The sequence below is a fragment of the Burkholderia sp. BCC1998 genome, from assembly GCF_905339875.1.
Taxonomy (GTDB): Bacteria; Pseudomonadota; Gammaproteobacteria; order Burkholderiales; family Burkholderiaceae; genus Burkholderia.
In genome coordinates this window covers 59,031-83,343 of the sequence record NZ_CAJPHE010000010.1, presented here as the reverse complement: position 1 = coordinate 83,343, position 24,313 = coordinate 59,031, and the positions used below count along the sequence as shown (strand labels likewise).

Genomic DNA, 24,313 nt, shown 5'->3' with positions numbered 1-24,313 from the left:
TTTTTCGGCCGATCGGCCGAGCTGTGCCGCCTGGTCGGCCTTGGCGGCGCTGGCGCGACCTCACTGCACATCGTCAAGCTGTGCAAAACCGAGGACCCGGTAGCGGCTCGTGAACCGACATCACCGTGACATCACAGTATTTCCGGTCAATCGCCCGGCACTTATCCCCTGTGGCGACCGACCACCGTCAACGCTCATTCCCTGTGCAACCCGACGCGATGAGTCCGCACTCTCATCACAGTGCTTCCGCTGGTTGCTCCGGCACTTATCCCCACACTCGATTCACCGTCACGTCGCCCTCCTCCGAAAACAAAAACGGCGTGTTTCACGTGAAACACGCCGCCCGTTTCCCGCCCACCGCCTCACCCATCAAGCCGTTTTCTTCGCCAGCCCCAGATACGTTTCGATTACCTGCGGATTCTGTGCCAGCTCGGCAGCCGGCCCTTCCAGCGCAAACTCGCCGGTCTCCAGCACATAGCCGTAGTCCGAGATCTGTAGCGCGGCCCGCGCGTTCTGCTCGATCAGCAGCGTCGCGACGCCCGTGCCACGCAACGCGCTGATGATATGAAAAATCTCTTTCACAATCAGCGGCGCCAGCCCGAGGCTCGGCTCGTCCAGCATCAGCAGGTCGGGCTTACCCATCAGCGCGCGGCCCACCGCAAGCATCTGCCGTTCGCCGCCCGACAGCGTGCCGGCCGCCTGCTTGCGCCGCTCCTTGAGCCGCGGAAACAGCGCGAACACATGATCGAGCTGGTCGAGGAAGTTCGACTCACCCGCGACCTTGCGGCGATACGCGCCCAGCACGAGGTTGTCCTCGACGGTCATCGTGCTGAACAGCTCGCGCTTTTCCGGCACAAGGCACATCCCGCGCGCGACGCGCTGCTCGACGGGCAATGCGCCTACGTCGTTACCGCGGTAAACGATCGCGCCCGACGCGTGCCCGGTCACCGGCAACGCGCCCATGATCGCGTTCAGCAGCGTCGACTTGCCGGCTCCGTTCGGGCCGATCACGCTGACGATCTGCCCTGCGCCGACCTTGATCGCCGCACCGTGCAGCGCCTCGACCTTTCCGTACCGCACCGCCAGCCCGCGTATCTCGAGAATCGGCATCGTCGTGTCCGTCATCACTCCACCCCGCCCAGATACGCTTCGAGCACCGCCGGATCCTGCTGCACGTCCTGCGGCAGCCCTTCCGCGATCCGCGTGCCGAATTCCATCACCACCAGCCGGTCGGTGAGGTTCATCACGAAATCCATGTCATGTTCCACGAGCAACACGCTCATCCCTTCGGCCTTCAGGCGCCGCAGCAGGTCCGCGAGCTGCTGCTTCTCCTGGTAGCGCAGCCCGGCCGCCGGCTCGTCGAGCAGCAGCAGCGTCGGATCGCAGCACAGCGCGCGCGCGATTTCGAGAATCCGCTGCTGGCCAAGTGCGAGGCTGCCCGCTTCGTCGTACATGTGCTTCTCCAGCCCGACGCGGCGGATCTGTCGTGCCGCTTCAGCCAGCAGCTGCGCTTCCTCACGTGCATTGAGCCGCGCGATGCTGCGCCAGACGCCCGTATGGCCGCGCAAATGCGCGCCGATCGCGACGTTCTCGAGCACCGTCATCGTCGGCAGCAGCTTCACGTGCTGGAACGTCCGGCCGATCCCGCGGCGGACGATCTGGCGCGACGTGAGCCCGTTGATCCGCTCGCCGCGGAACGTGATCGTGCCGCCGGTCGGCTGCAGCACGCCGGTCACGAGGTTGAACGTGGTCGACTTGCCCGCGCCGTTCGGGCCGATCAGGCCGACGATCTGCCCCGCTTTCACGTCGAAACTGACGTCGTTGACGGCCACCAGCCCGCCGAACTGCTTGCGCGCGTTGTCGACCACGAGCAGCGGCTCGCCCGCCACCGGCTTCGCGCGCTGCGGCAGCGGGTCGGCATGGTCGGGCACATGTGCGCGCGGCCCGCGTGGAAACAGCTTCGCGACGAACGGCCATACGCCCTGGCGCGCGTACTGCAGCAACAGCACCATCAGCACGCCGAACACGATGATCTCGAAGTTGCCTTCCGAGCCGAGCAGCTTCGGCAACAGCGTCTGCAGGTAGTCCTGCAGCACGGTGAGGATCGCCGCACCGAGCACCGCGCCCCATACGTGCGACACGCCCCCCACCACGGCCATGAACAGGAATTCGATCCCGTGGTTCAGGCCGAACGGGGTCGGGTTCACCGCGCGCTGCAGGTGCGCGTACAGGAAGCCCGATACCGCGGCGAGCACGGCCGCGTAGGTGAAGATCACGACGCGCATCCACGCGGTGTTCACGCCCATCGCTTCGGCCATCACGCCGCCGCCGCGCAGCGCGCGGATCGCGCGGCCGGGCCGGCTGTTGAGCAGGTTCTGCACCGACACGATCGCGGCCAGCACGACGGCCCAGATCAGGAAGTACAGGCTGCGGCCGCTGCCGAGCTCGATGCCGAACAGGTTCAGTGCCGGAATCCCGTTGATCCCGTCGTACTTGCCGAGCAGCTCGAGGTTGCCGAACAGATAGAACAGCGCGAGCCCCCAAGCGATCGTGCCGAGCGGCAGGAAATGCCCGGACAGGCGCATCGTGACCGCGCCGAGCACCAGCGCGACGAGCGCCGTCAGCACGACGCCGACGATCAGCGCGAGCCACGGCGACACGCCGTATCGCGTGGTCAGGAATGCGGTCGCATACGCGCCGATGCCGACGAACGCGGCCTGCCCGAAGCTCGTCATCCCGCCGACGCCCGTCAGCAGCACGAGCCCGATCGCGACGATCGCGTAGAGGCCGATGTAGTTCAGCAGCGTGATCCAGTATTCGGGCACCTGCAGCGCGCCGGGCAGCACCGGCAGCGCGAACAGCACCACGAGAAACACCCAGAAGGTCTTGTTGCGTACCATCGTCTTCATCGCGTCACTCCTCTTCCTCTTCCGCATGCGGCGCCGCGAAACTGCGCCACAGCAGCACCGGGATGATCAGCGTGAACACGATCACTTCCTTGTACGCGCTCGCCCAGAACGACGAATACGATTCGAGCACGCCGACCAGCAGCGAGCCGGCGGCCGCGAGCGGATAACTGACCAGCCCGCCGATGATCGCGCCGACGAAACCCTTCAGGCCGATCAGGAAGCCGGAGTCGTAATAGATCGTCGTCAGCGGACCGACGAGGATGCCGGACAGCACACCGAGCCCGGCCGCCAGCGTGAATGCGAGCCGCCCTGCTTCGGTCGTGCCGATGCCGACCAGCCGCGCGCCGAGCCGGTTCACCGACGTCGCGCGCAGCGCCTTGCCGGCGATCGTGCGGCCGAAGTACACGTAGAGCGCGCCAATCAGCACCAGCGCGGTCACGACCACGAGGATGCTCTGTACCGACACCGTCATGCTGCCGACCGACAGCGACGCATCCGCGAAGCCGCTGGTGCGCGAGCCTTCGGCGCCGAACATCACGAGCCCGAGGCCGACCATCGCGAAATGGACGGCGACCGACACGATCAGCAACAGCAGCGTCGTGCCTTCGGCGATCGGCTGGTAGACGAGCCGGTAGACGAACGGCCCCATCGGCACGACGATCGCGAGCGTCAACGCGATCTGCGCAAGCATCGGCAGCGGCTGCGCGGCAAAGCTGCGCGTGATCGCGAACACCGCGAGCGGCAGCAGCACGTAGCGGCTGCCGAGCGTCGCGAGCGTGCGGCCGAGTTGATGGCGGCGTTCGCGATGGCGGACCAGGCCGCCGACTTCCAGCAGGAAGCACGCGATGCCCATCACGAACAGCAGCCAGCAGGTGGCGGGAAATTTCTGCGCCTGCAACGCCGCAAGCGTGAGCGCACCGTAGGCGACGAATTCGCCCTGGGGAATGAAGATCACCCGCGTGACGGAAAACACCAGCACGAGCGCCAGCGACAGCAATGCATAAATGGCGCCGGTCGTGATGCCGTCTTGCGCGAGGATCGCCGCAATCGAGAGATCCATACGTTTCGTGTATCGAGAATGCTGCGGAGAAACGGCGACGGGAACGGCCCGCGCGCGGACGGCAAGACCGGGGGTCAGGCGTCGCGTTGCGGGCTTCCCGGCATTCCATGCGGCGCGAGCACGGACAGCCGCGCCGCCGACGGCGCGCACGGCGCCGTTCGCGCCGCGCCCGCCGGTTTCACGTGATGCTTACTCGGCCTGCAGCTTCCACTTGCCGTCGACGATCTGCACCATCACGCGCGCCCGCGTGTCGAAGCCGTTGTGATCGGTCGCCGTCGTGTTGATCACGCCGTGCGACACGGGCAGGTCCTTCACGCTCTCGAGCGATGCGCGCAGCGCCTCGCGGAACGCCTCGGTGCCCGGCTGGCCCTTCTTCAACGCATCGGGAATCGCACGCTGCAGCAGCAAGCCCGCGTCCCACGCATGGCCGCCGAAGGTCGCCAGCGAACCGGCCCCGTACGCCTTTTCGTACGCGGCCTTGTAGCCGAGCGCCGGCTTCTTCACCGGATTCGAATCGGGCAGCTGGTCGGTCACGAGCACCGGGCCGGCCGGCAGGATCTCGCCTTCGCAATCCTTGCCGCACACGCGCAGGAAGTCGTTGTTCGCGACGCCGTGCGTCTGGTACACCTTGCCCTTGTAGCCGCGCTCCTTCAGCGTCTTGGCCGGCAGCGCGGCCGGCGTGCCCGATCCGGCGATCAGCACCGCGTCGGGATTCGAGCCCAACAGCTTCAGCACCTGCCCCATCACCGACGCGTCGGTGCGGTTGAAGCGCTCGTTCGACACGAGCTTCAGGCCGTTCTTCTCGGCCGCCGCGCTGAACGTCTTGTACCAGCTGTCGCCGTACGCATCGGCGAAGCCGATGAAGCCGACCGTCTTCACGCCATGCTTCGCCATGTAGCCGGCGATCGCGTCGGCCATCAGCTGGTCGTTCTGCGGCACCTTGAACATCCATGCGCGCTTCGCGTCCATCGGCGAGATGATCTGCGCGCTCGCCGCGAGCGAGATCGTCGGCGTCTTGCCCTGCGACACCGGATCGAGCATCGCGAGCGAGTTCGGCGTGACGGACGAGCCGATGATCGCGTCGACGTGATCCTCGTCGATCAGCTTGCGCACGTTCTGCACCGCGCGGCTCGTGTCGGACGCATCGTCGAGCACGATGTACTGGACGCTCTTGCCCGCGATTTCCTTCGGCAGCAGCGCGATCGTGTTCTTTTCCGGAATCCCGAGCGAGGCGGCCGGCCCGGTGGCCGACAGCGTCACGCCGATCTTCACCTGCGCCGACGCCGTGGCCGCCGCACCCACAAGGCCCGCGGCAAGCAGAACCTCCATCCATCGATTCATCTTCATTTACGTTGTCTCCAAACGCTGCTCGAAAAATCCGTGGGTCGCTCGGGCGGCTCCCGGTCCTCAAACAAGTTAATAAATTAACTATCTCGCCGTACCGCGTCTACGCTCGTTTTCCCGTGAAACGCCGGCGTCGCAATCGAGCCCCGGCGATCGCACGCACGCTCGCGCCGCGGCGCGTTCCGAAACGGTCGTTCGACCGCCACGATGCGCGGCAGCGATATCGCCAGGATGAAGGGAACGGAGAAACGCAGCGTTGCGCGAGACGCGATCGATGCGAATGCAACGATCGCGGGAAGGTCGGCCGGCCGAGCCTGGTTCGGCTCCGCAAGCGCGCGGCACACGATCAAAAAACCGGCCGCTCATGCGCATCCGAACGACGCGTCGGATGCGAACGCAACGACCGGAGAAGCAGCCGTGCCGGGCAGTCGCGCCAGAACGTGCATACCGGCCGCAGGACGGCTCGTGAAGGCCCGGGCATACCGATGCACCGCCGCCCCCGAACGAGCGGCGCCAACCGCCCTTCGCACCCCGATCCATCGTCCCGCGCTTCTCATCCAACCGCACTCCCTCTTCTGCATTTTGCTTGTAGGAGAACTGCCGACTATTTTCCCGACCGCACGGTCGGCGAAAGCTGAGTGTAACGGACGCTTTTTGCGCACGCCAACCGGGTAAGCCCGGACGGCATGCGCGTGGCTGCGCGCCAGCGGCGATCGACCGGCAGGATTGGACGAAAACGGGGGGACGGGATGAAACGCGAGCGATGCGAGATGAGGTGAGGCGGAAACGGGCGCGGGAAACGCGGCGCCACTCGCCTGCACCATCAATGGAAATTCGCGCACACAAATGAAAAAGCGCTGTTGGATTCCGTCCAACAGCGCTTTGGGGTCCGGGCACTTTGTGCCTCGATTGTCTCCTCGTTCTCCACCTGCAAATTCGTTTCGCGGTGCATCAGAACTGAAACGAAGATTAAAGGACCTTTCACCCTGCGACAACTTAGCATTTACCCCTATGGTGCATCGCCGCACGAAAATGGGGCACCAGCCTTGCCGCGCGGCACCGTGCCGACGCCGCCGCGACGCCCTTCCCGGCCGCGCCGGATGGTGCTTCGCATCAACGCGTCGCCACGCCGCGGCGCGCTGCAATCAGGACGGCCTGAGCGTCTTGACCCGTGCGACCATCTCGCCGACGATCCCGCGCCGGAACGCAAGCACGCATGCGATGAAGATCAGCCCGGTGACGATCGTCGCCGATTCGCCGAGCGAGTGGAACCAGCCGATGCCCGTCATCGACGCGAGCCATTCGCCGATGTCGCCGAGCCGGTCCTCCAGCGCGACGATCAGCGCCGCGCCGAGCAGCGGCCCGAACAGCGTGCCCATCCCGCCGACGAGCGTCATCAGCACGACGAGGCCCGACATCGTCCAGTACGCGTCGGACAGCGTCTCGAAGCCGAGCACCAGCACCTTCAGCGAACCGGCCAGCCCCGCGAGCCCGGCCGACAGGATGAACGCGAGCAGCTTGAAGCGGTCGGTGTCGTAGCCGAGCGAGATCGCGCGCGCCTCGTTCTCCTTGATCGCGACGAGCACCTGGCCGAACGGCGAGTGCACGATGCGCACGATGAACGCGCACGCCGCGACGATCACCGCGAGCACGACGTAGTAGAGCGCGACGTCGTTCGACAGGTCGACGACCCCGAACAGATGCCCGCGCGGCACGCCCTGCAGGCCATCCTCTCCGTGCGTGAACGGCGCCTGCAGGTAGATGAAGTAGACCATCTGCGCGAACGCGAGCGTGATCATCGCGAAGTAGATGCCCTGCCGGCGGATCGCGAACAGGCCGACGACGAGCCCGAGCAACGTCGCGGCGAAGGTGCCGACGAGCACGCCGAGCTCCGGCGTGAAGCCGAGCGTCTGGATCGTATAGCCGGTCGCGTAGCCGGCGGTCGCGAGGAACATCGCATGGCCGAACGACAGCAGCCCCGTATAGCCGATCAGCAGGTTGAACGCGGCCGCGAACAGCGCGAACGTGAGCACCTTCATCACGAACACCGGATACGCGCCGATGAAGGGGGCGGCGAGCAGTGCGGCGAGCAGCACGCCGTAGAGCACTTTTCTCTGCATCATTTTTCCTTGCCGAACAGGCCAGCCGGGCGGATCAGCAGCACGATCGCCATGATCACGAACACCACCGTGGCCGACGCCTCCGGATAGAACACGCGCGTGAAGCCCTCGATCACGCCGAGCATCAGCCCGGTGATGATCGAGCCGAGAATCGAGCCCATCCCGCCGATCACGACCACCGCGAACACGGTGATGATCATCGGCTGGCCCATCAGCGGCGACACCTGGATCACCGGCGCCGCGAGCACGCCCGCGAATGCCGCGAGCGCGACGCCGAAGCCGTAGGTGAGCGTGATCATCATCGGCACGTTCACGCCGAACGCCTCGACGAGCTTCGGGTTCTCGGTGCCCGCGCGCAGATAGGCGCCCAGGCGCGTCTTCTCGATCACGAACCAGGTCGCGAGACACACCGCGAGCGACGCGACGACCACCCACGCGCGGTAGTTCGGCAGGAACATGAAGCCGAGATTGGTCGCGCCGGACAGCTGCGACGGCACGTCGTACGGCTGGCCGGACGACCCGTAGACCGAGCGGAACACGCCTTCGACGACGAGCGTGAGGCCGAACGTGAGCAGCAGCCCGTACAGGTGATCGAGCTTGTACAGCCAGCGCAGCATCGAGCGCTCGACCAGGATCCCGAACGCGCCGACGATCAGCGGCGCGAGCGCGAGCATCGCCCAGTACGGCAACCCGAAATACGACAGCCCCATCCACGCAAGCATCGCGCCCAGCATGAACAGCGCGCCGTGCGCGAAGTTGATCACGTTGAGCAGCCCGAAGATCACCGCCAGCCCGAGGCTCAGGATCGCGTAGAACGAGCCGTTGACGAGCCCGAGCAGCAACTGGCTCAGCATCGCCGGCAACGGAATGCCAAAGATTTCCATCGACTTAGCCGTCCGAATGAGTTTCGTTGCGTGCGCAACCGTCATGCCGTCGCGCACGCGGGCGGTGCATCGGCCACATCGCTGCGGCCGCTGCGGCCGCGCCCGCGCTTACTTCCATGCCGCGCAGCGCGTCTCCTGCTTGGTCGTGAACGCCTGCTCGCCCGGAATCGTCGCGAGCACCTTGTAGTAATCCCACGGCTCCTTCGATTCCGACGGCTTCTTCACTTCCATCAGGTACATGTCGTGAATCATGCTGCCGTCCTGGCGGATGTAGCCCTTCGCGTAGAAGTCGTTGATCTTCGCCTTCTTCAGCTCGGCCATCACCTTGTCGGAGTCGGTCGTGCCGGCCGCCTGGACCGCCTTCAGGTAGGTCGTCACCGACGAGTAGTCGGCCGCCTGCAGGCTCGACGGCATCTTCTTCATCTTGCCGAAGTAGCGCTGCGCCCACTGGCGCGCCGTCGCGTCGCGGTTCCAGTACCAGCTGTCGGTCAGCACGAGGCCCTGCGTCGTCTCGAGGCCGAGGCTGTGCACGTCGTTGATGAACATCAGCAGCGCGGCGATCTTCATCGTCTTCGTGATGCCGAACTCCTTCGCGGCCTTGATCGAGTTGATCGTGTCGCCGCCCGCGTTCGCGAGGCCGAGGATCTGTGCCTTGGACGACTGCGCCTGCAGCAGGAACGACGAGAAGTCCGACGCCGACAGCGGGTGCCGCACCGTGCCGAGCACCTGGCCGCCGCTCGCCTTCACGACGTCCGACGTGTTCTTCTCGAGCGCCTTGCCGAATGCGTAGTCGGCGGTCAGGAAGAACCAGCTCTTGCCGCCCTGCTTCACGACCGCCGAGCCGGTGCCCTTCGCGAGCGCCATCGTGTCGTATGCGTAGTGGACCGTGTACGGCGTGCACTGCTCGTTGGTTAGCGTGTCGGCACCCGCGCCGATGTTGATGTAGACCTTCTTCTTCTCGGCCGCGACCTGGTTCATCGACAGCGCGGTCGCGGAGTTCGTGCCGCCGACCAGCAGGTCGAGCCCGCCGCGGTCCATCCATTCGCGCGCCTTCGACGCGGCGATGTCCGCCTTGTTCTGGTGATCGGCATAGACGACCTCGATCGGCTTGCCGAGCACCTTGCCGCCGAAGTCGGCGACCGCCATCCGGATCGCCTCGAGGCCGCCCTGCCCGTCGATGTCCGCGTACAGCCCCGACATGTCGGTGATGAAGCCGATCTTCACGCTATCCGCGGCGTGTGCGGCGCCGGCGGTGAACGCTGCGGTCGCGACCGCCAGACACGCGTGTGCGAGGGTCTTCATTTTCATTGACGTCTCCTGTTGTTCTGATGCGTTGTGGTTGTTCGTAGGCCGCCACGGCTAGCGGCAAGGGAAACGGGGCGGCGTCACACCCCGAGCAGGTCGTGAAGGATCGGCATCTTGCCTTCCAGTTCGGATGAGCGGAAATGCTCGACGATGCGGCCATGTTCCATCACGTAGAAGCGGTCGGCGAGCGGCGCGGCGAAGCGGAAATTCTGTTCGACCATCACGACCGTGTAGCCGCGCGCCTTCAGCGCGACGATCATGCGCGCGAGCGCCTGCACGATCACCGGCGCGAGGCCTTCGGAAATTTCATCGAGCAGCAGCAGGTTCGCGCCGGTGCGCAGGATCCGCGCCACCGCGAGCATCTGCTGCTCGCCGCCGGACAGCCGCGTGCCCTGGCTCTGCCGGCGCGACGCGAGGTTCGGGAACATCGCGTAGATCTCGTCGAGCGACATCGCGTGCTCGCGCGGGCCGATCGGCGGCGGCAGCATCAGGTTCTCCTCGCACGACAGGCTCGAGAAGATTCCGCGCTCCTCCGGGCAATAGCCGACGCCGAAATGCGCGATGCGGTGCGTCGCGAGGCCGATCGTCTCGTTGCCCGAAACCTTGATCGAGCCGCTGCGCCGGCCGGTGAGGCCCATGATCGCGCGCAGCGTCGTGGTGCGGCCCGCGCCGTTGCGGCCGAGCAGCGTGACGACCTCGCCGCGATGAACGCTCAGGTCGACACCGTGCAATATGTGGGATTCCCCGTACCAGGCCTCGAGGCCCGTGATCTCCAGCGCGGGCGTGCCGCTCTCGACGCCGCTCAATTCGCGTTCCTCCCGTTCGCTGTGCTTCATGCGTGCGCCCCCGCAAGCGCCGCATCGGCGCTGCCCATGTAGGCCTCGATCACCAGCGGATTCTTCGACACTTCCGCATACGAGCCCTCGGCCAGCACTTCGCCGCGTTGCAGGACGGTGATCGTGTCGGAGATGCCCGCGATCACGTTCATGTTGTGCTCGACCATCAGGATCGTGCGGCCGCTCGCCACCTTCTTGATCAGCGCGGTCACGCGATCGACGTCCTCGTGGCCCATCCCTTGCGTGGGCTCGTCGAGCAGCATCAGTTCGGGTTCCATCGCGAGCGTCGTCGCGATCTCGAGCGCGCGCTTGCGGCCGTATGCGAGTTCGACCGTCGGCACGTGCGCGAAATCGGTGAGGCCGACCTGCGTGAGGAGATCCATCGCGCGATCGTCGAGGCGCCGCAACGTGCGCTCGCTGCGCCAGAAATGGAATTCGGTCCCGAGCGCGCGCTGCAGGCCGATGCGCACGTTCTGCAATGCGGTCAGGTGCGGGAATACCGCCGAGATCTGGAAGGAACGGATGATGCCGCGCCGCGCGACCTGTGCGGGCCGCTCGTCGGTGATGTCGATGCCGTTGAAGACGATCTGGCCGGCCGTCGGTGTCAGGAACTTGGTCAGCAGGTTGAAGCAGGTGGTCTTGCCCGCGCCGTTCGGTCCGATCAACGCATGGATCGCGCCGCGCCGCACACGCAGGTTGACACCGTTCACGGCGGTGAAGCCCCTGAATTCCTTCGTCAGTCCGCGTGTTTCGAGAATCGTGTCGCCGAGAATCATGTTCCCTTCCGTACGAAGTCAGGCGAAGCACCGGGAAGATTCGCGCAAGCGACCGCGAACAAGTCCGCGGATCTGCGGGCTGCCCCCGGGGCGCCGTATTACGCCTCGAGGGTGGTCTCCCGCGCCGACGCGTATGCACACTGCGCAACATTGTCGCGCCGTTGGTGCAGTGCAATCATCGGGATTTGCACTTATAGGGCTGGCTGCCATATCGGGCGCGGCTGAGCGCGAATTTTCGACGCGCTTTTTTGACGCGCGCATCATCGAGGTGCGCATGCTCGCATCGGACGTGCCTGATTGAACGCGGGCATGTGACGCTGCGCGTCATGTCGTCGCGCAAAAAAAGCCGCGTGACATAAGCGATAAGCGGGTGCGCGAAGCAATTGCCGTGCGCATCGCCGGCCCGTGTCATTGTGATGCTCGCGCGTCACCTTTGCTTCGCATAGCGAAACAGCGGGCGCTCGGATGACAGCCCGCTGTCGCGCGTGTCAGCGTGGCGTCACGCAGCCGTCATCGCCGCGTCCGTTCGCACCTGCGTCGCGTCGTGCGCCGCGCGTCGATCGGCGCGAATCATGTCGCTTGCGCGCTCGGCGATCATCAGCGTCGGCGAATTCGTGTTGCCCGACGTGATGAACGGCATCACCGATGCGTCGACGATCCGCAGCCCGGCGATGCCGCGCACGCGCAGCCGGCTGTCGACGACGGCACGCGCGTCGTCCGCGCGCCCCATCCGGCACGTACCGACCGGATGGAAGATCGTCGTGCCGACCGCGCCCGCCGCTTCGATCAGTTCGGCTTCGGTCCGGTATCGCTCGCCCGGCAGGATCTCCTCCGGACGGTAGCGCGCGAGCGCCGGCGCGGATGCGATCCGGCGTGTGAGGCGCAGCGCATTCGCGGCGACCTGGCGATCGTGGTCGGTCGACAGATAGTTCGGTGCGATCGACGGCGCCACGCCGGCATCGGGGCTCGCGATATGCACGCTGCCGCGCGAACTCGGCCGCAGATGGCAGACGGACGCCGTAAAGGCGTTGAAGCTGTGCAGCGGCTCGCCGAAGCGCTCGAGCGACAGCGGCTGCACGTGATATTCGAGATCGGGGCGCGTGAGCGCGGGATCGTCGGGATCGGATTTTGCGAACGCGCCGAGCTGCGACGGCGCCATCGACATCGGCCCGCGTTGCAGCAGCGCGTATTCGGCGCCGATCATCAGCTTGCCCCACCAGTGCGCGGACAGCGTGTTCAACGTGCGCACGCCTTCGACGCGAAATGCCATCCGCAGCTGCAGGTGATCCTGCAGGTTCTCGCCGACGCCCGGCAGATCCTGCACGACTTCGATGCCGAGCGCCTGCAGCCGTGCGCCCGCACCGATGCCCGACAGTTCGAGCAGCTGCGGCGAATTCACCGCGCCGGCGGTCAGCAGCACTTCGGCGCGTGCGTGCGCGACGTAGTCGGTGCCGCCGCCGCGATACTCGACGCCGACCGCGCGCCGCCCGTCGAAGATCACGCGCTGCGCATGCGCACCGGTTATCACGGTCAGGTTCGGGCGCGTCATCGCGGGCCGCAGGAACGCCTTCGACGTATTCCAGCGCACGCCGCGCTTCTGGTTCACCTCGAAATAGCCGACCCCGCTGTTGTCGCCGCGGTTGAAATCGTCGGTCGCCGGGATGCCCGTCTGCTGCGCGGCCTGCGCGAACGATTCGAGGATCTCCCAGCGCAGCCGCTGCTTCTCGACGCGCCAGTAACCGCCTGCGCCGTGTGCGTCGCTCGCACCCGCGTGGTGGTCCTCGCTGCGCTTGAAGATCGGCAGCACGCTGTCCCACGACCAGCCCGCGTCGCCGGTTTCCTGCGCCCAGCTGTCGTAATCCTCGCGCTGGCCGCGCATGTAGATCATCCCGTTGATCGACGAGCAGCCGCCGAGCACGCGACCGCGCGGATACGACAGTGCGCGGCCGTTGAGCGCCGCCTCCGGCTGTGTCTTGTACAGCCAGTCCGTGCGTGGATTGCCGATGCAGTACAGATAGCCGACCGGGATGTGGATCCAGTGATAGCCGTCCTTGCCGCCCGCTTCGAGCAGCAGCACGCGGATCTCGGGATCCTCGGTCAGGCGGTTCGCGAGCACGCAGCCTGCGGTGCCCGCGCCGACGATCACGTAATCGAATTCGCCCTCGAGCGTGCGTTGAGTCGTCACGACGTGTCTCCTGTCGACCCGAGTTAGCGCTTTAGCGCTTACTCGGGTCCCATGCTTTGCGGTCGACCCGAGTTGGCGCTTTAGCGCTTACTCGTGCCCCGTGCTTTGCGGTCGACCCGAGTTAGCACTTCATCGCTTACTCGTGCCCCATGCAAAGCGCATTGTTGTGTCCCGCGCGGCGCAATCCCGCGCGTCGTTTTCAGCATAGTGCGTCGCAGGCGACGCGATCGATGAAGCGTACTCCGCCTGCCGTCCGCCGATCCAATGAGTTATGCTGAACTGCGTTATAAGCTGCGCTCATATCACGACGATGGATCTCACCCTGCTCCGTGCGTTCGCGACGGTCGCCCGCGAAGGCAACCTGACGCGCGCCGCCGTGCAGTTGCACCTGACGCAGCCGGCCGTCAGCCTGCAGATCAAGCATCTGCAGGAAACGCTCGGCGTCACGCTGTTCACGCGCACGTCGCGCGGGCTCGCGCTCACACGCGACGGCCAGACGCTGCTGCCGCACGCGGAGCGCGCGCTGGCCGCAGCCGCCGACGTGCAGCGCGCCGCTGCCGCGCTGCGGCACGAGGTGCGCGGCCGGTTGCGGATCGGCACGATCCTCGACCCCGGTTTCCTGCGGCTCGGCGGCTTCCTGCGCGCGCTGGTCGAAACCCATCCACAGATAGAAACCGCGCTGCGGCACGGGATGTCCGGCTGGGTGCTCGAGCAGGTGCGCGCGCGGGCGCTCGACGTCGGCTACTACATCGGCCGGCCCGGCGAGGACGAGCCGCGCGACGACACGCTGTTCCACACGGTCACGCTCACGCGTTTCCAGTATCGCGTGCTCGCGCCGGCCGGCTGGAAGGAGCGCGTGCAGCGCGCGCACGACTGGCGCGCACTCGCCGCGCTGCCGTGGATCTGGACGCCGCCGGCGTCCGCCCATCACCGGCTGCTGTCGCGGCTGTTCGCGGCGGCCGACGCGCAGCCGGTGAAGGTCGCCGAGGTCGACCAGGAGCAGTCGATGCTCGATCTCGTGAAATCGGGGATCGGGTTGACGCTCGCGCGGGACTCGACCGCGCTGGCCGAAGCGCACGCGCACGCGCTGACGATCGTCGAACGCGTGACGGTGCCGACCGAGCTGACCTTCGTGGCGCTCGTCGAACGGCGCGACGAACCGGCGATCGCGGCCGCGCTGCGGCTGATCGAGACGCAGTGGGCGATATGAGCGTGGCTGATGTCGGTGTGACGGGTCGTGCAGTGGACTTTTGCGGCTGACGCTTCCTGCTATTCCTGTTCCTCGGCGTTCCTGCGTTCCCTGCGTTCCCTGCGTTCCTGCGTTCCTGCGTTCCTACGTTCCTGCTCTAGTGCGTCTCTGCGTCTAGTGCGTCTCTGCGTCTCTGCGTCTCCTGCGTCTCCTGCGTCTCCTGCGTCTCCTGCGTCTCCTGCGGATCTTGCGAATCGCCAACTCGCCCGCGCATGACCGACGAAATCACATACGAGCCCCAATCGCCCGCTCCGCGTCGCGTTGCCGCGCGCCAGTCGCTCGTCACGCCACCATCGCAGGCTTTTTGCTAGATTGTCCGTTCGCACACCGCGAGACCCCTGATTGAAGGAGACCCGCATGGCCCGCAACATCGAGATCAAAGCCCGCGCCCGCGAATTCGACCAGCTGCGCGAACGCGCCGCGATGCTCGCAACCGAAGCACCGCTCTTCTACCGCCAGCAGGATTTCTTCTACGACGTGCCGCGCGGCCGGCTGAAGCTGCGCCGCTTCGAAGACGGCACGCCGGCCGAGCTGATCTTCTACCAGCGCGACGATCGCGACGGTCCGAAGGCGTCGTACTACACGCGCAGCCCGGTGACGAACCCGGACGCGATGCACTCGCTGCTCGCGACCGCGCTGACCACGCGCGGCATCGTGACGAAGGAACGGCACGTGTACCTCGTCGGCCGCACGCGGATCCACCTCGACCGCGTCGACGGCCTCGGCGACTTCATCGAACTGGAAGTGGTGCTCGGCCCCGACGACGACGAAGCCGGCGGCGAAGCCGAGGCGCATGACGTGTTCGCGAAGCTCGGCGTGGCGCACGAGGATCTCGTCGCGGTCGCGTACGTCGACCTGCTGAACGCCGACGCGCAATCCGAAGCGGCCTGATCGAGCCCTATCCGCGGCGCCGCCTTGCGCCCCGCCGCCAGCCCCGCCGCCGCGTCACGCGGCGCCGGGCGCCAGGTGCGCAAGCGGCAGCGCGCCGTTGCGCTTGAACGTCGTCAGCACGATGTTCGAGCGCACGCTGTCGACGCCCGGCACGCGCATCAGCTTCTTCATCACGAACTGCGACAGCGCGTTGAGATCCGGCGCGACGATCCGCAGCAGATAGTCTGCATCGCCGACCACTGCATGGCATTCGAGCACCTCGGGCAGCACGTCGATCTGCTGCTGGAACTGCTCGATGATCGAATCGCCGTGGTGCTTGAGCTTCAGGCTCGTGAACGCGGTGACGCCGAGCCCGAGCTTTTCGGGGCGCAACATTACGCGATAGCCTTCGATCACGCCGGCCGCCTCGAGCCGCTGCAGCCGCCGGCCGATCTGCGACGGCGACAGTGGCACCTCCTCGCCGAGCTGCTGGTGCGTCGCGCGGCCGAAGCGCTGCAGCACGTCGAGAAGCGCGAGATCGAAGTGATCGAGTTCCAGCATGAGCATTCTCCGCATTGATTCCGATTTCGATGCGCGATTATCGCATCATCAGGCGAATCAACGCCATCTTTGCGCCCATTCCGCATGTCCCCCGCTCTACACTTGCATGGTTCCCATCACAGCGTGCAGAGCCTCACCATGTCCACCGTCGTCACCGCGAAACTGCAGGAGCAGTTCGATGCGGGCCTCGAAACCCGCGCCGATTTCACCATCGACCAGCCGCTCGAACGCTACGGGCAGGTCGACCACGCGGTGTGGCGGCAGCTCTATGCGCGCCAGTCGGCGCTGCTGCGCGGTCGCGCGTGCGACGCGTTCGTCGCCGGGCTCGGGAAGATCGACCTGCCGGCCGATCGCGTGCCGTCGTTCGCCGACGTGAACCGCCAGCTGAAGCCGGCCACCGGCTGGGAAATCGTCGCGGTGCCGGGCCTCGTGCCCGATCGCGTGTTCTTCGAGCACCTCGCGAACCGGCGGTTTCCGGTCACCTGGTGGATGCGCCGCCCGGACCAGCTCGACTACCTGCAGGAACCCGACTGCTTCCACGACCTGTTCGGCCACGTGCCGCTGCTGATCGAGCCGGTGTTCGCCGACTACATGCAGGCCTACGGCCGCACCGCGCTCGCGGTCGCGGACGACGAAGCGGCGCTCGCGCGGCTGGCGCGCCTCTACTGGTATACGGTGGAATTCGGCCTGATCCGCGACCCGCAGGGCACGAACGGGCTGTCGATCTACGGCGCCGGGATCGTGTCGAGCAAGGGCGAGAGCCTCTACAGTCTCGAAAGCGCGGCGCCGAACCGGCTCGGTTTCGACCTCGAGCGCGTGATGCGCACGCGGTACCGGATCGACACGTTCCAGAAAACCTACTTCGTAATCGACGATTTCGCGCAGCTGTTCGCGCTGGCCGACGTCGACGGCCGCGCGCTGGCCGACCGGCTGGCCGCGCTGCCCGAATTCGCGGCCGGCACGGTACTCGACGGCGATCTCGTGCTGCATCGCGGCACGGGAGAAGGCTGGCCGGACGACGCGGACGCGTAAGGCCGCGGGCCACGCCGGCGTGATTCGTGCGCCGGCGCCCGCCTTCCGATGCCCGTCGCCGGATGCCCGTCGCCCAACTATGAAACAATGACCGGTACCGGCTTTGCCGCGTGGCCTTTACCCGCGTGCGGGCGCCGTTACCGAACGAGGTGCAACATGATCCACAAGCTCACATCAGAAGAACGCAAGACCCGGCTCGAAGGCCTGCCGCACTGGACGGCCGTGCCGGGCCGCGACGCGATCCAGCGCAGCCTGCGCTTCGCCGATTTCAACGAGGCCTTCGGCTTCATGACGCGCGTCGCGATCAAGGCGCAGGAAATGAACCACCATCCGGAATGGTTCAACGTATACAACCGCGTCGACGTGACGCTGTCGACCCACGATGCGGACGGCCTGACCGAGCGCGACATCGCGCTCGCGACGTTCATCGACCAGGTGTGCGCACATACCCAACCGGCCGCCTGAGGTCGTCCTCTACCGCCGCGCGTCTTTCGACGCGCGGCGCGTCAACTTTTCATTTCGATGAACGTTTTCTAGGATGTACTCAGCGAAAGCCTTCAACTTTCCAAGCCATCCTTAAGGCGCACGTAAGTCTCATACGCTTTCCGCGCCCTAGGGTCCAAACCTTCCAGTTGCAGCGCGCTTGCGCGCTGTACAATCAGCAGCGCATACGGCTTGGAGAGCGCGCTGGCCTCTTCGCAGAGTTTGAGTTCGTCGCCGCTCGACGGCGAGCGGGCGCGCCAGAAATTGATCGCGGCTTCGAGGTCGTGGATCGAAATATCGGACATGATTGGATTTAATCGTTCGCTGGCCGCCATGCTTGATGTCAGGCGATGCGGCGCCCCTGTGGAAACGGCGTCGTGCTGTCCGCGTGCCTGAACCGCCAACCCATTGTACTTGAGCGAACTTCATGCGACTCCTTCTGATCGAAGACGACCGCCCCATCGCACGCGGTATCCAGAGCAGCCTCGAGCAGGCTGGCTTCACCGTCGACATGGTGCATGACGGCATCTTTGCCGAACAGGCGCTGGCACAGAACCGCCACGAACTCGTGATCCTCGACCTCGGCCTGCCGGGCATCGACGGGATGACGCTGCTCACGCGTTTCCGCCAGACCAACCGCCACACGCCGGTCATCGTGCTGACCGCGCGCGACGAACTGAACGACCGGATCCAGGGCCTGAACTCCGGCGCCGACGACTACATGCTCAAGCCGTTCGAGCCGGCCGAGCTCGAAGCGCGCATCCGCGCGGTGATGCGCCGCAGCGGCCCGCACAGCGACATGCCGCGTCCGGAAGTGTCGCTCGGCGGCGTCCGCCTGTCGGGCGTCGATCGCCGCATCTTCAACGACGACAAGCCGCTCGAACTGTCGCCGCGCGAATTCGCGGTGCTGGAAATGCTGCTGCTGCGTCACGGCCGCGTCGTCAGCAAGGCCCAGCTGCAGGATCACCTCACGCATTTCGGCGGCGATCTCGGCGACACCGCGATCGAAGTCTACGTGCATCGCGTGCGCAAGAAACTCGAGCAGTGCCGCGTCGAAATCGTCACGGTGCGCGGCTTCGGCTATCTGCTGCAGGAAATCCGCCAGACCGCGAGCGTCTGAGCGGCGCCGCACGCCGGCCGGCCGCGTGCCGCCGGCGAGCCGCCCTGCCCGCGTCGCCGTCCGGCGCACGTCCGCGCCGCTCCCCGTGAGCGGCGCTTATCCATTTTCCCGTCGAAATGTCTTCTGATCCGGCTGTGACCACCAGCCTGCGCCGCTCGCTGCTTCGGCGCCTCGCCGCGCCGCTGTCGATGCTCGCGCTGATGAGCGGCCTGATCGCCTACTGGCTCGCGTGGCAATACACGCAACACGTGATCGACCGCTCGCTCGCCGACCTCGCGACCGCCATCTCCAAACAGATCCAGATCGCCGGCCCCGACGCGCCGTTCACGGTGCCGCCGCTCGCGCAGGCGATGTTCTCCGATCCGGCCGAGGCGCTGATCTACCGGATCAGCGACGGCGAGCAGGAACTCGCCGGCGATCCGAAACTGCCGCTGCGGGGCATCAACGTGCGCCGCATGCATCACGCGTACGTGTTCGAGGCCGAGTACGACAACCGCGCGGTGCGGGTCGCGCAGGTGCGCGTCGAGGAAGTCGACGGCGGCCGGCCGATGGTGGTCGAGGTCGCGCAGCCGGTGCGGCACCGCTACCGGATCGCGGCCGAATTCCTCGTCGCGATCATGATGCCGCTGCTGCTGCTGCTGCTCGCGGGCTGGGGCATCGTGTGGCGCGTCGTGAACCAGCAGCTCGGCCCGCTCACGCATCTCGCCGATTCGCTGAACCGGCAGACCCACACGTCGCTGGAGCCGGTCGACGAAACCGACGTGCCGCTCGAGATCCGGCCGCTGACGAGCGCGATGAACGCGCTGCTCGGCCGCCTGAAGACCGCGCTCGACGCGCAGCGCAAGTTCATCGCCGATGCCGCGCACCAGCTGCGCACGCCGCTCACGGCCGTGAAGCTGCATGCCGAGCAGGCCGCCGTCGCGCGCGACCCGCAGCAGACCTATGCCGCGGTGCGCGAACTGCGCGCGGCCGCCGACCGCGCGGTGCGGCTGTCGAACCAGCTGCTGTCGCTCGCGCGCGCGGAGCCGGGCGAACAGGCCGCGCGTTTCGTCGACGTCGACCTGGCCGCGATGGCGTTCGAGACGGGTGCCGAATGGGTGCCGCGCGCGCTCGCGTCGCATGTCGACCTCGGCTTCCAGCGCAGCGACGATCCCGGCGAGGACGAAACGCTGAACGTGCGCGGCAACCCCGTGCTGCTGCGCGAGGTGATCGCGAACCTGCTCGACAATGCGTTGAAATACGTGCCGCTCGCCCGGCCGCACGGGGCGCGGATCACGGTGAACGTCGCGCGCGGCGCGCTCGAGACCGGCGAGCCGGCCGCCGAGATCGTCGTCGAGGACAACGGCCCGGGCGTGCCGGCCAATCAGCAGGCCGACCTGTTCAAGCGCTTCTTCCGTGGCGACGCGCAAAGCGGCAACGGCGTCGAGACGGGCGCCGGGCTCGGGCTCGCGATCGTGCACGACATCATCGCGATGCACGGCGGCACGGTGTCGTACGAGGATGCATCGGAAGGCGGTTCGCGCTTCGTGGTGCGGGTGCCGCTCGCCAAGCGCACCGGGAAGCCGGCAAGCGAGACGCCGGCCGCCGCGCCGACGCACTGAGGCACTGAGGCACGCGCGGCGAACCCTCATCAGGCTGGATGGACGGCCGCGCGGCGGCCATCCGGCGGTGACGCAGCCGCGCGCGATGCGCGGCCTCACCGGTCACTTCTTCTTTTTCTTGTCCTTCGCGCCGGACTCGGACTTGCCGTCCTTCCTGTCCTTCTTCTTTTTCTTCTTGCCGTCGTCGTCCGGCGTGGCGAGCAGCGTGCCGCGGCATGCGGTCGCGCCGCAATGGCACGCGTATTCCCGCTTGAGTTTCTTCGTCAGCTTCTCGTCGATCACGAGGCCGTAGTCGTAGAACAGCTCTTCTTCGGGCCCGATGTCGCGCAGTGCGTGGATGAACACGCGGCCCTTGATCTCCTCGGCCTCGCAGTTCGGCGCGCACGAATGGTTGATCCAGCGCGCGCTGTTGCCGTCGATCTTGCCGTCGATCACCCCGCCCTCTTCCAGTGCGAAGTAGAACGTATGGTTCGGCTCGTTCGGGTCGTGCGGATGGCGGCGCAGCGCTTCCTTCCACGAAATTCGCTCGCCCTTGTATTCCACTACGCGTTCGCCGGCCTTGATCGGCTCCACCGCGAACACGCCCTTGCCGTGAACTCCCGAGCGGCGTACCGCGATCCTGCGTGAACTCATCGAACGAATCCTTTGAAGACGACTTGAATGGAAGACGGCCGCGCCTTCGTTTTGCGCGGCCCTGCGTCGCGCAAAACGAAAACGCGGCACCGGTCGGTGCCGCGTCGGGACATGCGGCGAATCACCCGCATCCTACACGTTCAAGATTGCTTCGCTCAACATCGCGCGCAATATTGCGCGCATGACGCTCAGCGCTGGCCGAATGCGATGTCGCCGAACAACGCCTTGTGCTCGCGCGGCTGCGAACGCCAGTACTGCGGCGGCGCCGACACCTGCGCGCCGAGCTCGGCAGCCGCATGCCACGGCCAGCGCGGGTCGTACAGCATCGCGCGCGCCATCGCGACGAAATCGGCATCGCCCGACTCGATCAGCCGGTTCGCATGCGCGGGATCGTTGATCAGGCCGACCGCGATCGTCGGCATCCCGACCGCGCGCTTCACCGCCTGCGCGAACGGCACCTGGTAACCGGGCGACAGCGGAATCTTCTGCAGCGGCGACACGCCGCCGGACGACACGTCGATCCAGTCGCAGCCGCGCTGCTTCAGCTCGTGCGCAAACGCGATCGTGTCCTCGAGTTCCCAGCCGCCCTCGACCCAGTCGGTCGCCGACACGCGCACGCCGACCGGCCGGTCCGCCGGAAACGCCGCGCGCACGATCTCGAAGATCTCGAGCGGAAAGCGCATCCGGTTTTCGCGCGAGCCGCCGTATTCGTCGGTACGCTGGTTCGCAAGCGGCGACAGGAACTGATGCAGCAGGTAGCCGTGCGCCGCATGCACCTCGATCGCATCGATGCCGAGGCGCGCGGCACGCTTCGCGCTGGCGGCGAACGCGTCGCGGATCCGGTTCAGGCCGGCCGCGTCGAGCGCGAGCGGCGGCGTCTCGCCGTCCTTGTGCGGCAGGGCCGACGGCGCATGCGGCAACCAGCCGCCATCGGCGACGGACACGAGCTGGCCGCCCTTCCACGGCACCTCGCTCGACGCCTTGCGCCCCGCGTGCGACAGCTGCATCGCGACGCGGACCGGCGAATGCTTGCGGATCGCCGCCAGCACGGGCTTGAGCGCTGCTTCGGTCGCGTCGTCCCACAAACCGAGGTCGCCGGCCGTGATGCGCCCGTCGGGTTCGACCGCGGTCGCTTCGATGCAGAGCAGGCCCGCGCCGGACAGCGCGAGATGGCCGAGGTGAATCATGTGCCAGTCGGTCGCCTCGCCGCGCTCGGCCGAGTACTGGCACATCGGGGAGATAACGATCCGGTTCGGAAGGGTCACGCCGCGCAGCGTGAACGGGGAAAACAGCGCAGTCATGGAGGCCGCTCGCCAGGAAAGGGAAACAGCGGACGAGCGTAGCATGCGGGCTCGAAGCCTGCTGGCGGCCGGTTCGGCAGTAAGCGGATGGTCAGGTAGCGCCGGCGTACCGCCGGCAGCGATGCCGCGCGCACACGGCATGCAGCGGTGCGCCGGCCGGCAAGGCCTGCGGGCCGGTCACGGGCGGTGCCGCTCGCTCGGGATCAAAGCCCGACGCTGTCGAGCCACTCCGCGAACATGCGTCGCGCGGCCGCCTCCAGCGCGGGACCGTGCTGCACGGTGTCGGCGCGCAGCTGGCGTGCGTCGATGCCGGGCGTCGACGCGATTTCGCCGGCGTTGCCGATCAGCCAGGGTTCGAAGCGGTCGGCACGGATTTCGGGATGGCATTGCAGCGCCAGCACGTGCTGCCCCCACGCGAACGCCTGGTGGCGGCAGGCCGGTGTCGAGGCGAGATGGATCGCGCCGCCCGGCAGGTCGAACGTATCGCCGTGCCAGTGCAGCATCGAGGTCGCCGCGCCGTCGAGATGGCGCAGCGGCGACGCGCGGCCCGCGTCGGTGAGCGTCAGCGGCGCCCAGCCGAGTTCCTTCTGCGCAGCCGGATAGACGCGCGCACCGAGCGCGCAGGCGATGAACTGCGCGCCAAGGCAGATACCGAGGATCGGCAGCCCGGCGTCGATGCGCTGGCGCACGAGCGCCGTGAGCGGCGCGATCGACGGATACTGCGCGTCTTCGTACACGCTGAGTGGCCCGCCGAGCATCACGAGCAGCGCCGGCTTGAGCGCGTCGAGCACCTCGACGCGCGACGCGCCGACGTCGACGTAGCGCACCCGCCGCCCGCGCTCCCCGAGCACCTGCTCGAAGCTGCCGAGGTCCTCGAAATGCACGTGGCGGATCGCCACCACTTCAGCGTTCATCATCGGCCTCCCGGTCGATCGACGGACGTCAGCCGGCGAACACCTTCCAGGTCTTCTTTTGCGTTGCCGCGTCGGCTTCTTCGTGCACCGAACAGTCGAGACGCAGATCGCTGTCGGCCATCGACAGGTCGAGCGCCGCGCAGTGATGCACGGTCTTCTTCGACTGCTTGCCCGGCTGGAAATGCGTGCACGTCAGGCACATGCGCTGCGGCGGCGTCGCGCCGGACACCTGCAGTTCGCGCAGCGTCTTCAGCAGCGCGCGGTACAGCGCGCCCTGCTCGTCCGCGCCGAGCTTGCCGACCGCCTTCGTCAGGAATTCCGGCCATTGCAGCGCCTTCTTCGCCGCGGTACGGCCGCGGGCCGACAGGCGCACGGCAAGCGCGCGGCCGTCGTCCAGCGCGCGGCGCTTCTCGACGAGCCCCTTCGTCTCGAGCGTGCTGACCGCATCGCTGGTGGTCGCAGCCGTGAGCTGCGTCTCGCGCGCGATCTCGCCGAGCCGCATCGGGCCCTTGCGTTGCAGCAGCAGCACGAGGATCTCGCCCTGCGTCGGCGTGAGGCCCGCGCCTTCCGCCCAATCCCATGCCTGGCTTCGCATGGCCGTACTCAACCGCAGCAAGCTGTGGGTCACACGTCCCGAAGCCTGATTCCCGTAAACGCCTTCGCTCATAGTCTTTTCGCTTTGCCGCCGCCCGGATTGCCGAGCAGCCGTAGTGTGGAGATCGAATGTCTATCTCAAAACAGACGCTCATCGAGGAGCGTCGACACGGCCGTCGCGAGGCACACGCGGCGGTCGCGTTCGCGGCGACCGGTGAGACACAGGTCATTCCGGTGTCCGCAAAGCCGACATTCTAAGCGAGAGCGGAAAATCGCACAGCTAAGTTATCCCCTTCATTCTGTGGAAAATCGCTGGATAACCGGATTTTTTCGTTGTGCCGGCAATCCCTGCCGGCCTCACGGCGCAACGCGCAAACATTTTCCTGTTCGAATCGGCCATCGTGTGGCTGGCGGCGATCCACCGGGTTATCCATACCGCAGTGCGTTGACTTTGCAGCGGAATATCCAGTTATCCACAGATTTTCAGGAGGACTGGCGACGCGGAACGCCCGAATCGGCGTCGACCGGCATTCAGC

General features: G+C 66.8%; 22 protein-coding genes. 6 read left to right on the top strand and 16 right to left on the bottom strand.

Annotation, left to right across the window (positions count from 1 at the left end):
• Positions 1-369: 369 nt before the first annotated feature.
• The 10 genes from U5A56_RS18920 to U5A56_RS18875 form a co-directional block, all read right to left on the bottom strand.
• A complete protein-coding gene (locus U5A56_RS18920) occupies positions 370-1,125 on the bottom strand; it encodes an ABC transporter ATP-binding protein (protein WP_321923955.1) in 756 nt (251 codons plus the stop codon).
• Complete coding sequence (locus U5A56_RS18915; protein ID WP_124893324.1) at positions 1,125-2,909, bottom strand: ATP-binding cassette domain-containing protein; 1,785 nt, start codon at positions 2,907-2,909, stop codon at positions 1,125-1,127. Before U5A56_RS18915 ends, U5A56_RS18920 begins: the two co-directional genes overlap by 1 nt.
• A 4-nt stretch (positions 2,910-2,913) precedes the next feature.
• Positions 2,914-3,969, bottom strand: a complete 1,056-nt coding sequence (locus tag U5A56_RS18910) for a branched-chain amino acid ABC transporter permease (RefSeq protein WP_321802033.1) — start codon at positions 3,967-3,969, stop codon at positions 2,914-2,916.
• Positions 3,970-4,158: 189 nt separating this feature from the next.
• The gene (locus U5A56_RS18905; protein WP_044845229.1) at positions 4,159-5,316 is read right to left on the bottom strand and encodes an ABC transporter substrate-binding protein; all 1,158 of its coding nucleotides are present in this window, start codon (positions 5,314-5,316) and stop codon (positions 4,159-4,161) included.
• Positions 5,317-6,458: 1,142 nt separating this feature from the next.
• Positions 6,459-7,433, bottom strand: coding sequence for a branched-chain amino acid ABC transporter permease (locus U5A56_RS18900; RefSeq protein WP_044845249.1), 975 nt, complete (start codon positions 7,431-7,433; stop codon positions 6,459-6,461).
• Positions 7,433-8,317 (bottom strand): branched-chain amino acid ABC transporter permease, encoded by an 885-nt coding sequence (locus U5A56_RS18895; RefSeq protein WP_044845228.1) that lies wholly within the window; start codon positions 8,315-8,317, stop codon positions 7,433-7,435. The genes U5A56_RS18900 and U5A56_RS18895 overlap by 1 nt, the downstream gene beginning before the upstream one ends.
• A 108-nt stretch (positions 8,318-8,425) precedes the next feature.
• The gene (locus U5A56_RS18890; RefSeq protein WP_044845227.1) at positions 8,426-9,625 is read right to left on the bottom strand and encodes an ABC transporter substrate-binding protein; all 1,200 of its coding nucleotides are present in this window, start codon (positions 9,623-9,625) and stop codon (positions 8,426-8,428) included.
• Positions 9,626-9,702: 77 nt separating this feature from the next.
• Positions 9,703-10,458, bottom strand: coding sequence for an ABC transporter ATP-binding protein (locus U5A56_RS18885; protein WP_044845226.1), 756 nt, complete (start codon positions 10,456-10,458; stop codon positions 9,703-9,705).
• The gene (locus U5A56_RS18880) at positions 10,455-11,234 is read right to left on the bottom strand and encodes an ABC transporter ATP-binding protein (RefSeq protein ID WP_040142748.1); all 780 of its coding nucleotides are present in this window, start codon (positions 11,232-11,234) and stop codon (positions 10,455-10,457) included. The genes U5A56_RS18885 and U5A56_RS18880 overlap by 4 nt, the downstream gene beginning before the upstream one ends.
• Before the next feature lie 499 nt (positions 11,235-11,733).
• Positions 11,734-13,419 (bottom strand): GMC family oxidoreductase, encoded by a 1,686-nt coding sequence (locus U5A56_RS18875; RefSeq protein ID WP_321923952.1) that lies wholly within the window; start codon positions 13,417-13,419, stop codon positions 11,734-11,736.
• Between the two features lie 310 nt (positions 13,420-13,729).
• Here U5A56_RS18875 and U5A56_RS18870 point away from each other — a divergent pair, with 310 nt between their 5' ends.
• Together U5A56_RS18870 and U5A56_RS18865 are read left to right on the top strand one after the other, a co-directional pair.
• Positions 13,730-14,629, top strand: a complete 900-nt coding sequence (locus tag U5A56_RS18870; protein ID WP_321923951.1) for a LysR family transcriptional regulator — start codon at positions 13,730-13,732, stop codon at positions 14,627-14,629.
• Between the two features lie 396 nt (positions 14,630-15,025).
• Complete coding sequence (locus U5A56_RS18865; RefSeq protein ID WP_044845223.1) at positions 15,026-15,559, top strand: class IV adenylate cyclase; 534 nt, start codon at positions 15,026-15,028, stop codon at positions 15,557-15,559.
• 54 nt (positions 15,560-15,613) lie between these two features.
• On the opposite strand, the gene U5A56_RS18860 is transcribed toward U5A56_RS18865, so the two are convergent.
• Positions 15,614-16,099 carry an Lrp/AsnC family transcriptional regulator gene (locus U5A56_RS18860; protein WP_006408082.1) on the bottom strand — a complete coding sequence of 162 codons (486 nt, stop codon included), beginning with the start codon at positions 16,097-16,099 and terminating at the stop codon, positions 15,614-15,616.
• A 138-nt stretch (positions 16,100-16,237) separates the two neighbouring features.
• Here U5A56_RS18860 and phhA point away from each other — a divergent pair, with 138 nt between their 5' ends.
• Positions 16,238-17,131 (top strand): phenylalanine 4-monooxygenase, encoded by an 894-nt coding sequence (phhA, locus tag U5A56_RS18855; protein WP_321821828.1) that lies wholly within the window; start codon positions 16,238-16,240, stop codon positions 17,129-17,131.
• Positions 17,132-17,287: 156 nt separating this feature from the next.
• Positions 17,288-17,596 (top strand): 4a-hydroxytetrahydrobiopterin dehydratase, encoded by a 309-nt coding sequence (locus tag U5A56_RS18850; RefSeq protein ID WP_044845221.1) that lies wholly within the window; start codon positions 17,288-17,290, stop codon positions 17,594-17,596.
• A 92-nt stretch (positions 17,597-17,688) separates the two neighbouring features.
• Here the strand turns inward: U5A56_RS18850 and U5A56_RS18845 are convergent, their stop codons facing one another.
• Positions 17,689-17,919, bottom strand: a complete 231-nt coding sequence (locus tag U5A56_RS18845; protein WP_044845220.1) for a DUF3717 domain-containing protein — start codon at positions 17,917-17,919, stop codon at positions 17,689-17,691.
• Between the two features lie 122 nt (positions 17,920-18,041).
• On the opposite strand from U5A56_RS18845, the gene U5A56_RS18840 reads away from it, so the two are divergent.
• Positions 18,042-18,734: a response regulator transcription factor gene (locus tag U5A56_RS18840; protein WP_006401494.1), complete on the top strand. Its 693-nt coding sequence runs from the start codon at positions 18,042-18,044 to the stop codon at positions 18,732-18,734.
• Between the two features lie 116 nt (positions 18,735-18,850).
• Positions 18,851-20,335, top strand: coding sequence for a sensor histidine kinase (locus U5A56_RS18835; protein WP_044845219.1), 1,485 nt, complete (start codon positions 18,851-18,853; stop codon positions 20,333-20,335).
• Between the two features lie 102 nt (positions 20,336-20,437).
• Here the strand turns inward: U5A56_RS18835 and U5A56_RS18830 are convergent, their stop codons facing one another.
• The 4 genes from U5A56_RS18830 to U5A56_RS18815 form a co-directional block, all read right to left on the bottom strand.
• Complete coding sequence (locus tag U5A56_RS18830) at positions 20,438-20,968, bottom strand: SET domain-containing protein (RefSeq protein WP_124486811.1); 531 nt, start codon at positions 20,966-20,968, stop codon at positions 20,438-20,440.
• Between the two features lie 188 nt (positions 20,969-21,156).
• Entirely contained in the window at positions 21,157-22,269 is a 1,113-nt protein-coding gene (locus U5A56_RS18825; protein WP_044845217.1) for an NADH:flavin oxidoreductase/NADH oxidase, read from the bottom strand.
• 203 nt (positions 22,270-22,472) lie between these two features.
• A complete protein-coding gene (locus U5A56_RS18820) occupies positions 22,473-23,183 on the bottom strand; it encodes a glutamine amidotransferase (protein ID WP_257775130.1) in 711 nt (236 codons plus the stop codon).
• Positions 23,184-23,211: 28 nt separating this feature from the next.
• Entirely contained in the window at positions 23,212-23,850 is a 639-nt protein-coding gene (locus U5A56_RS18815) for a MarR family winged helix-turn-helix transcriptional regulator (RefSeq protein WP_321923946.1), read from the bottom strand.
• Positions 23,851-24,313 lie beyond the last annotated feature (463 nt).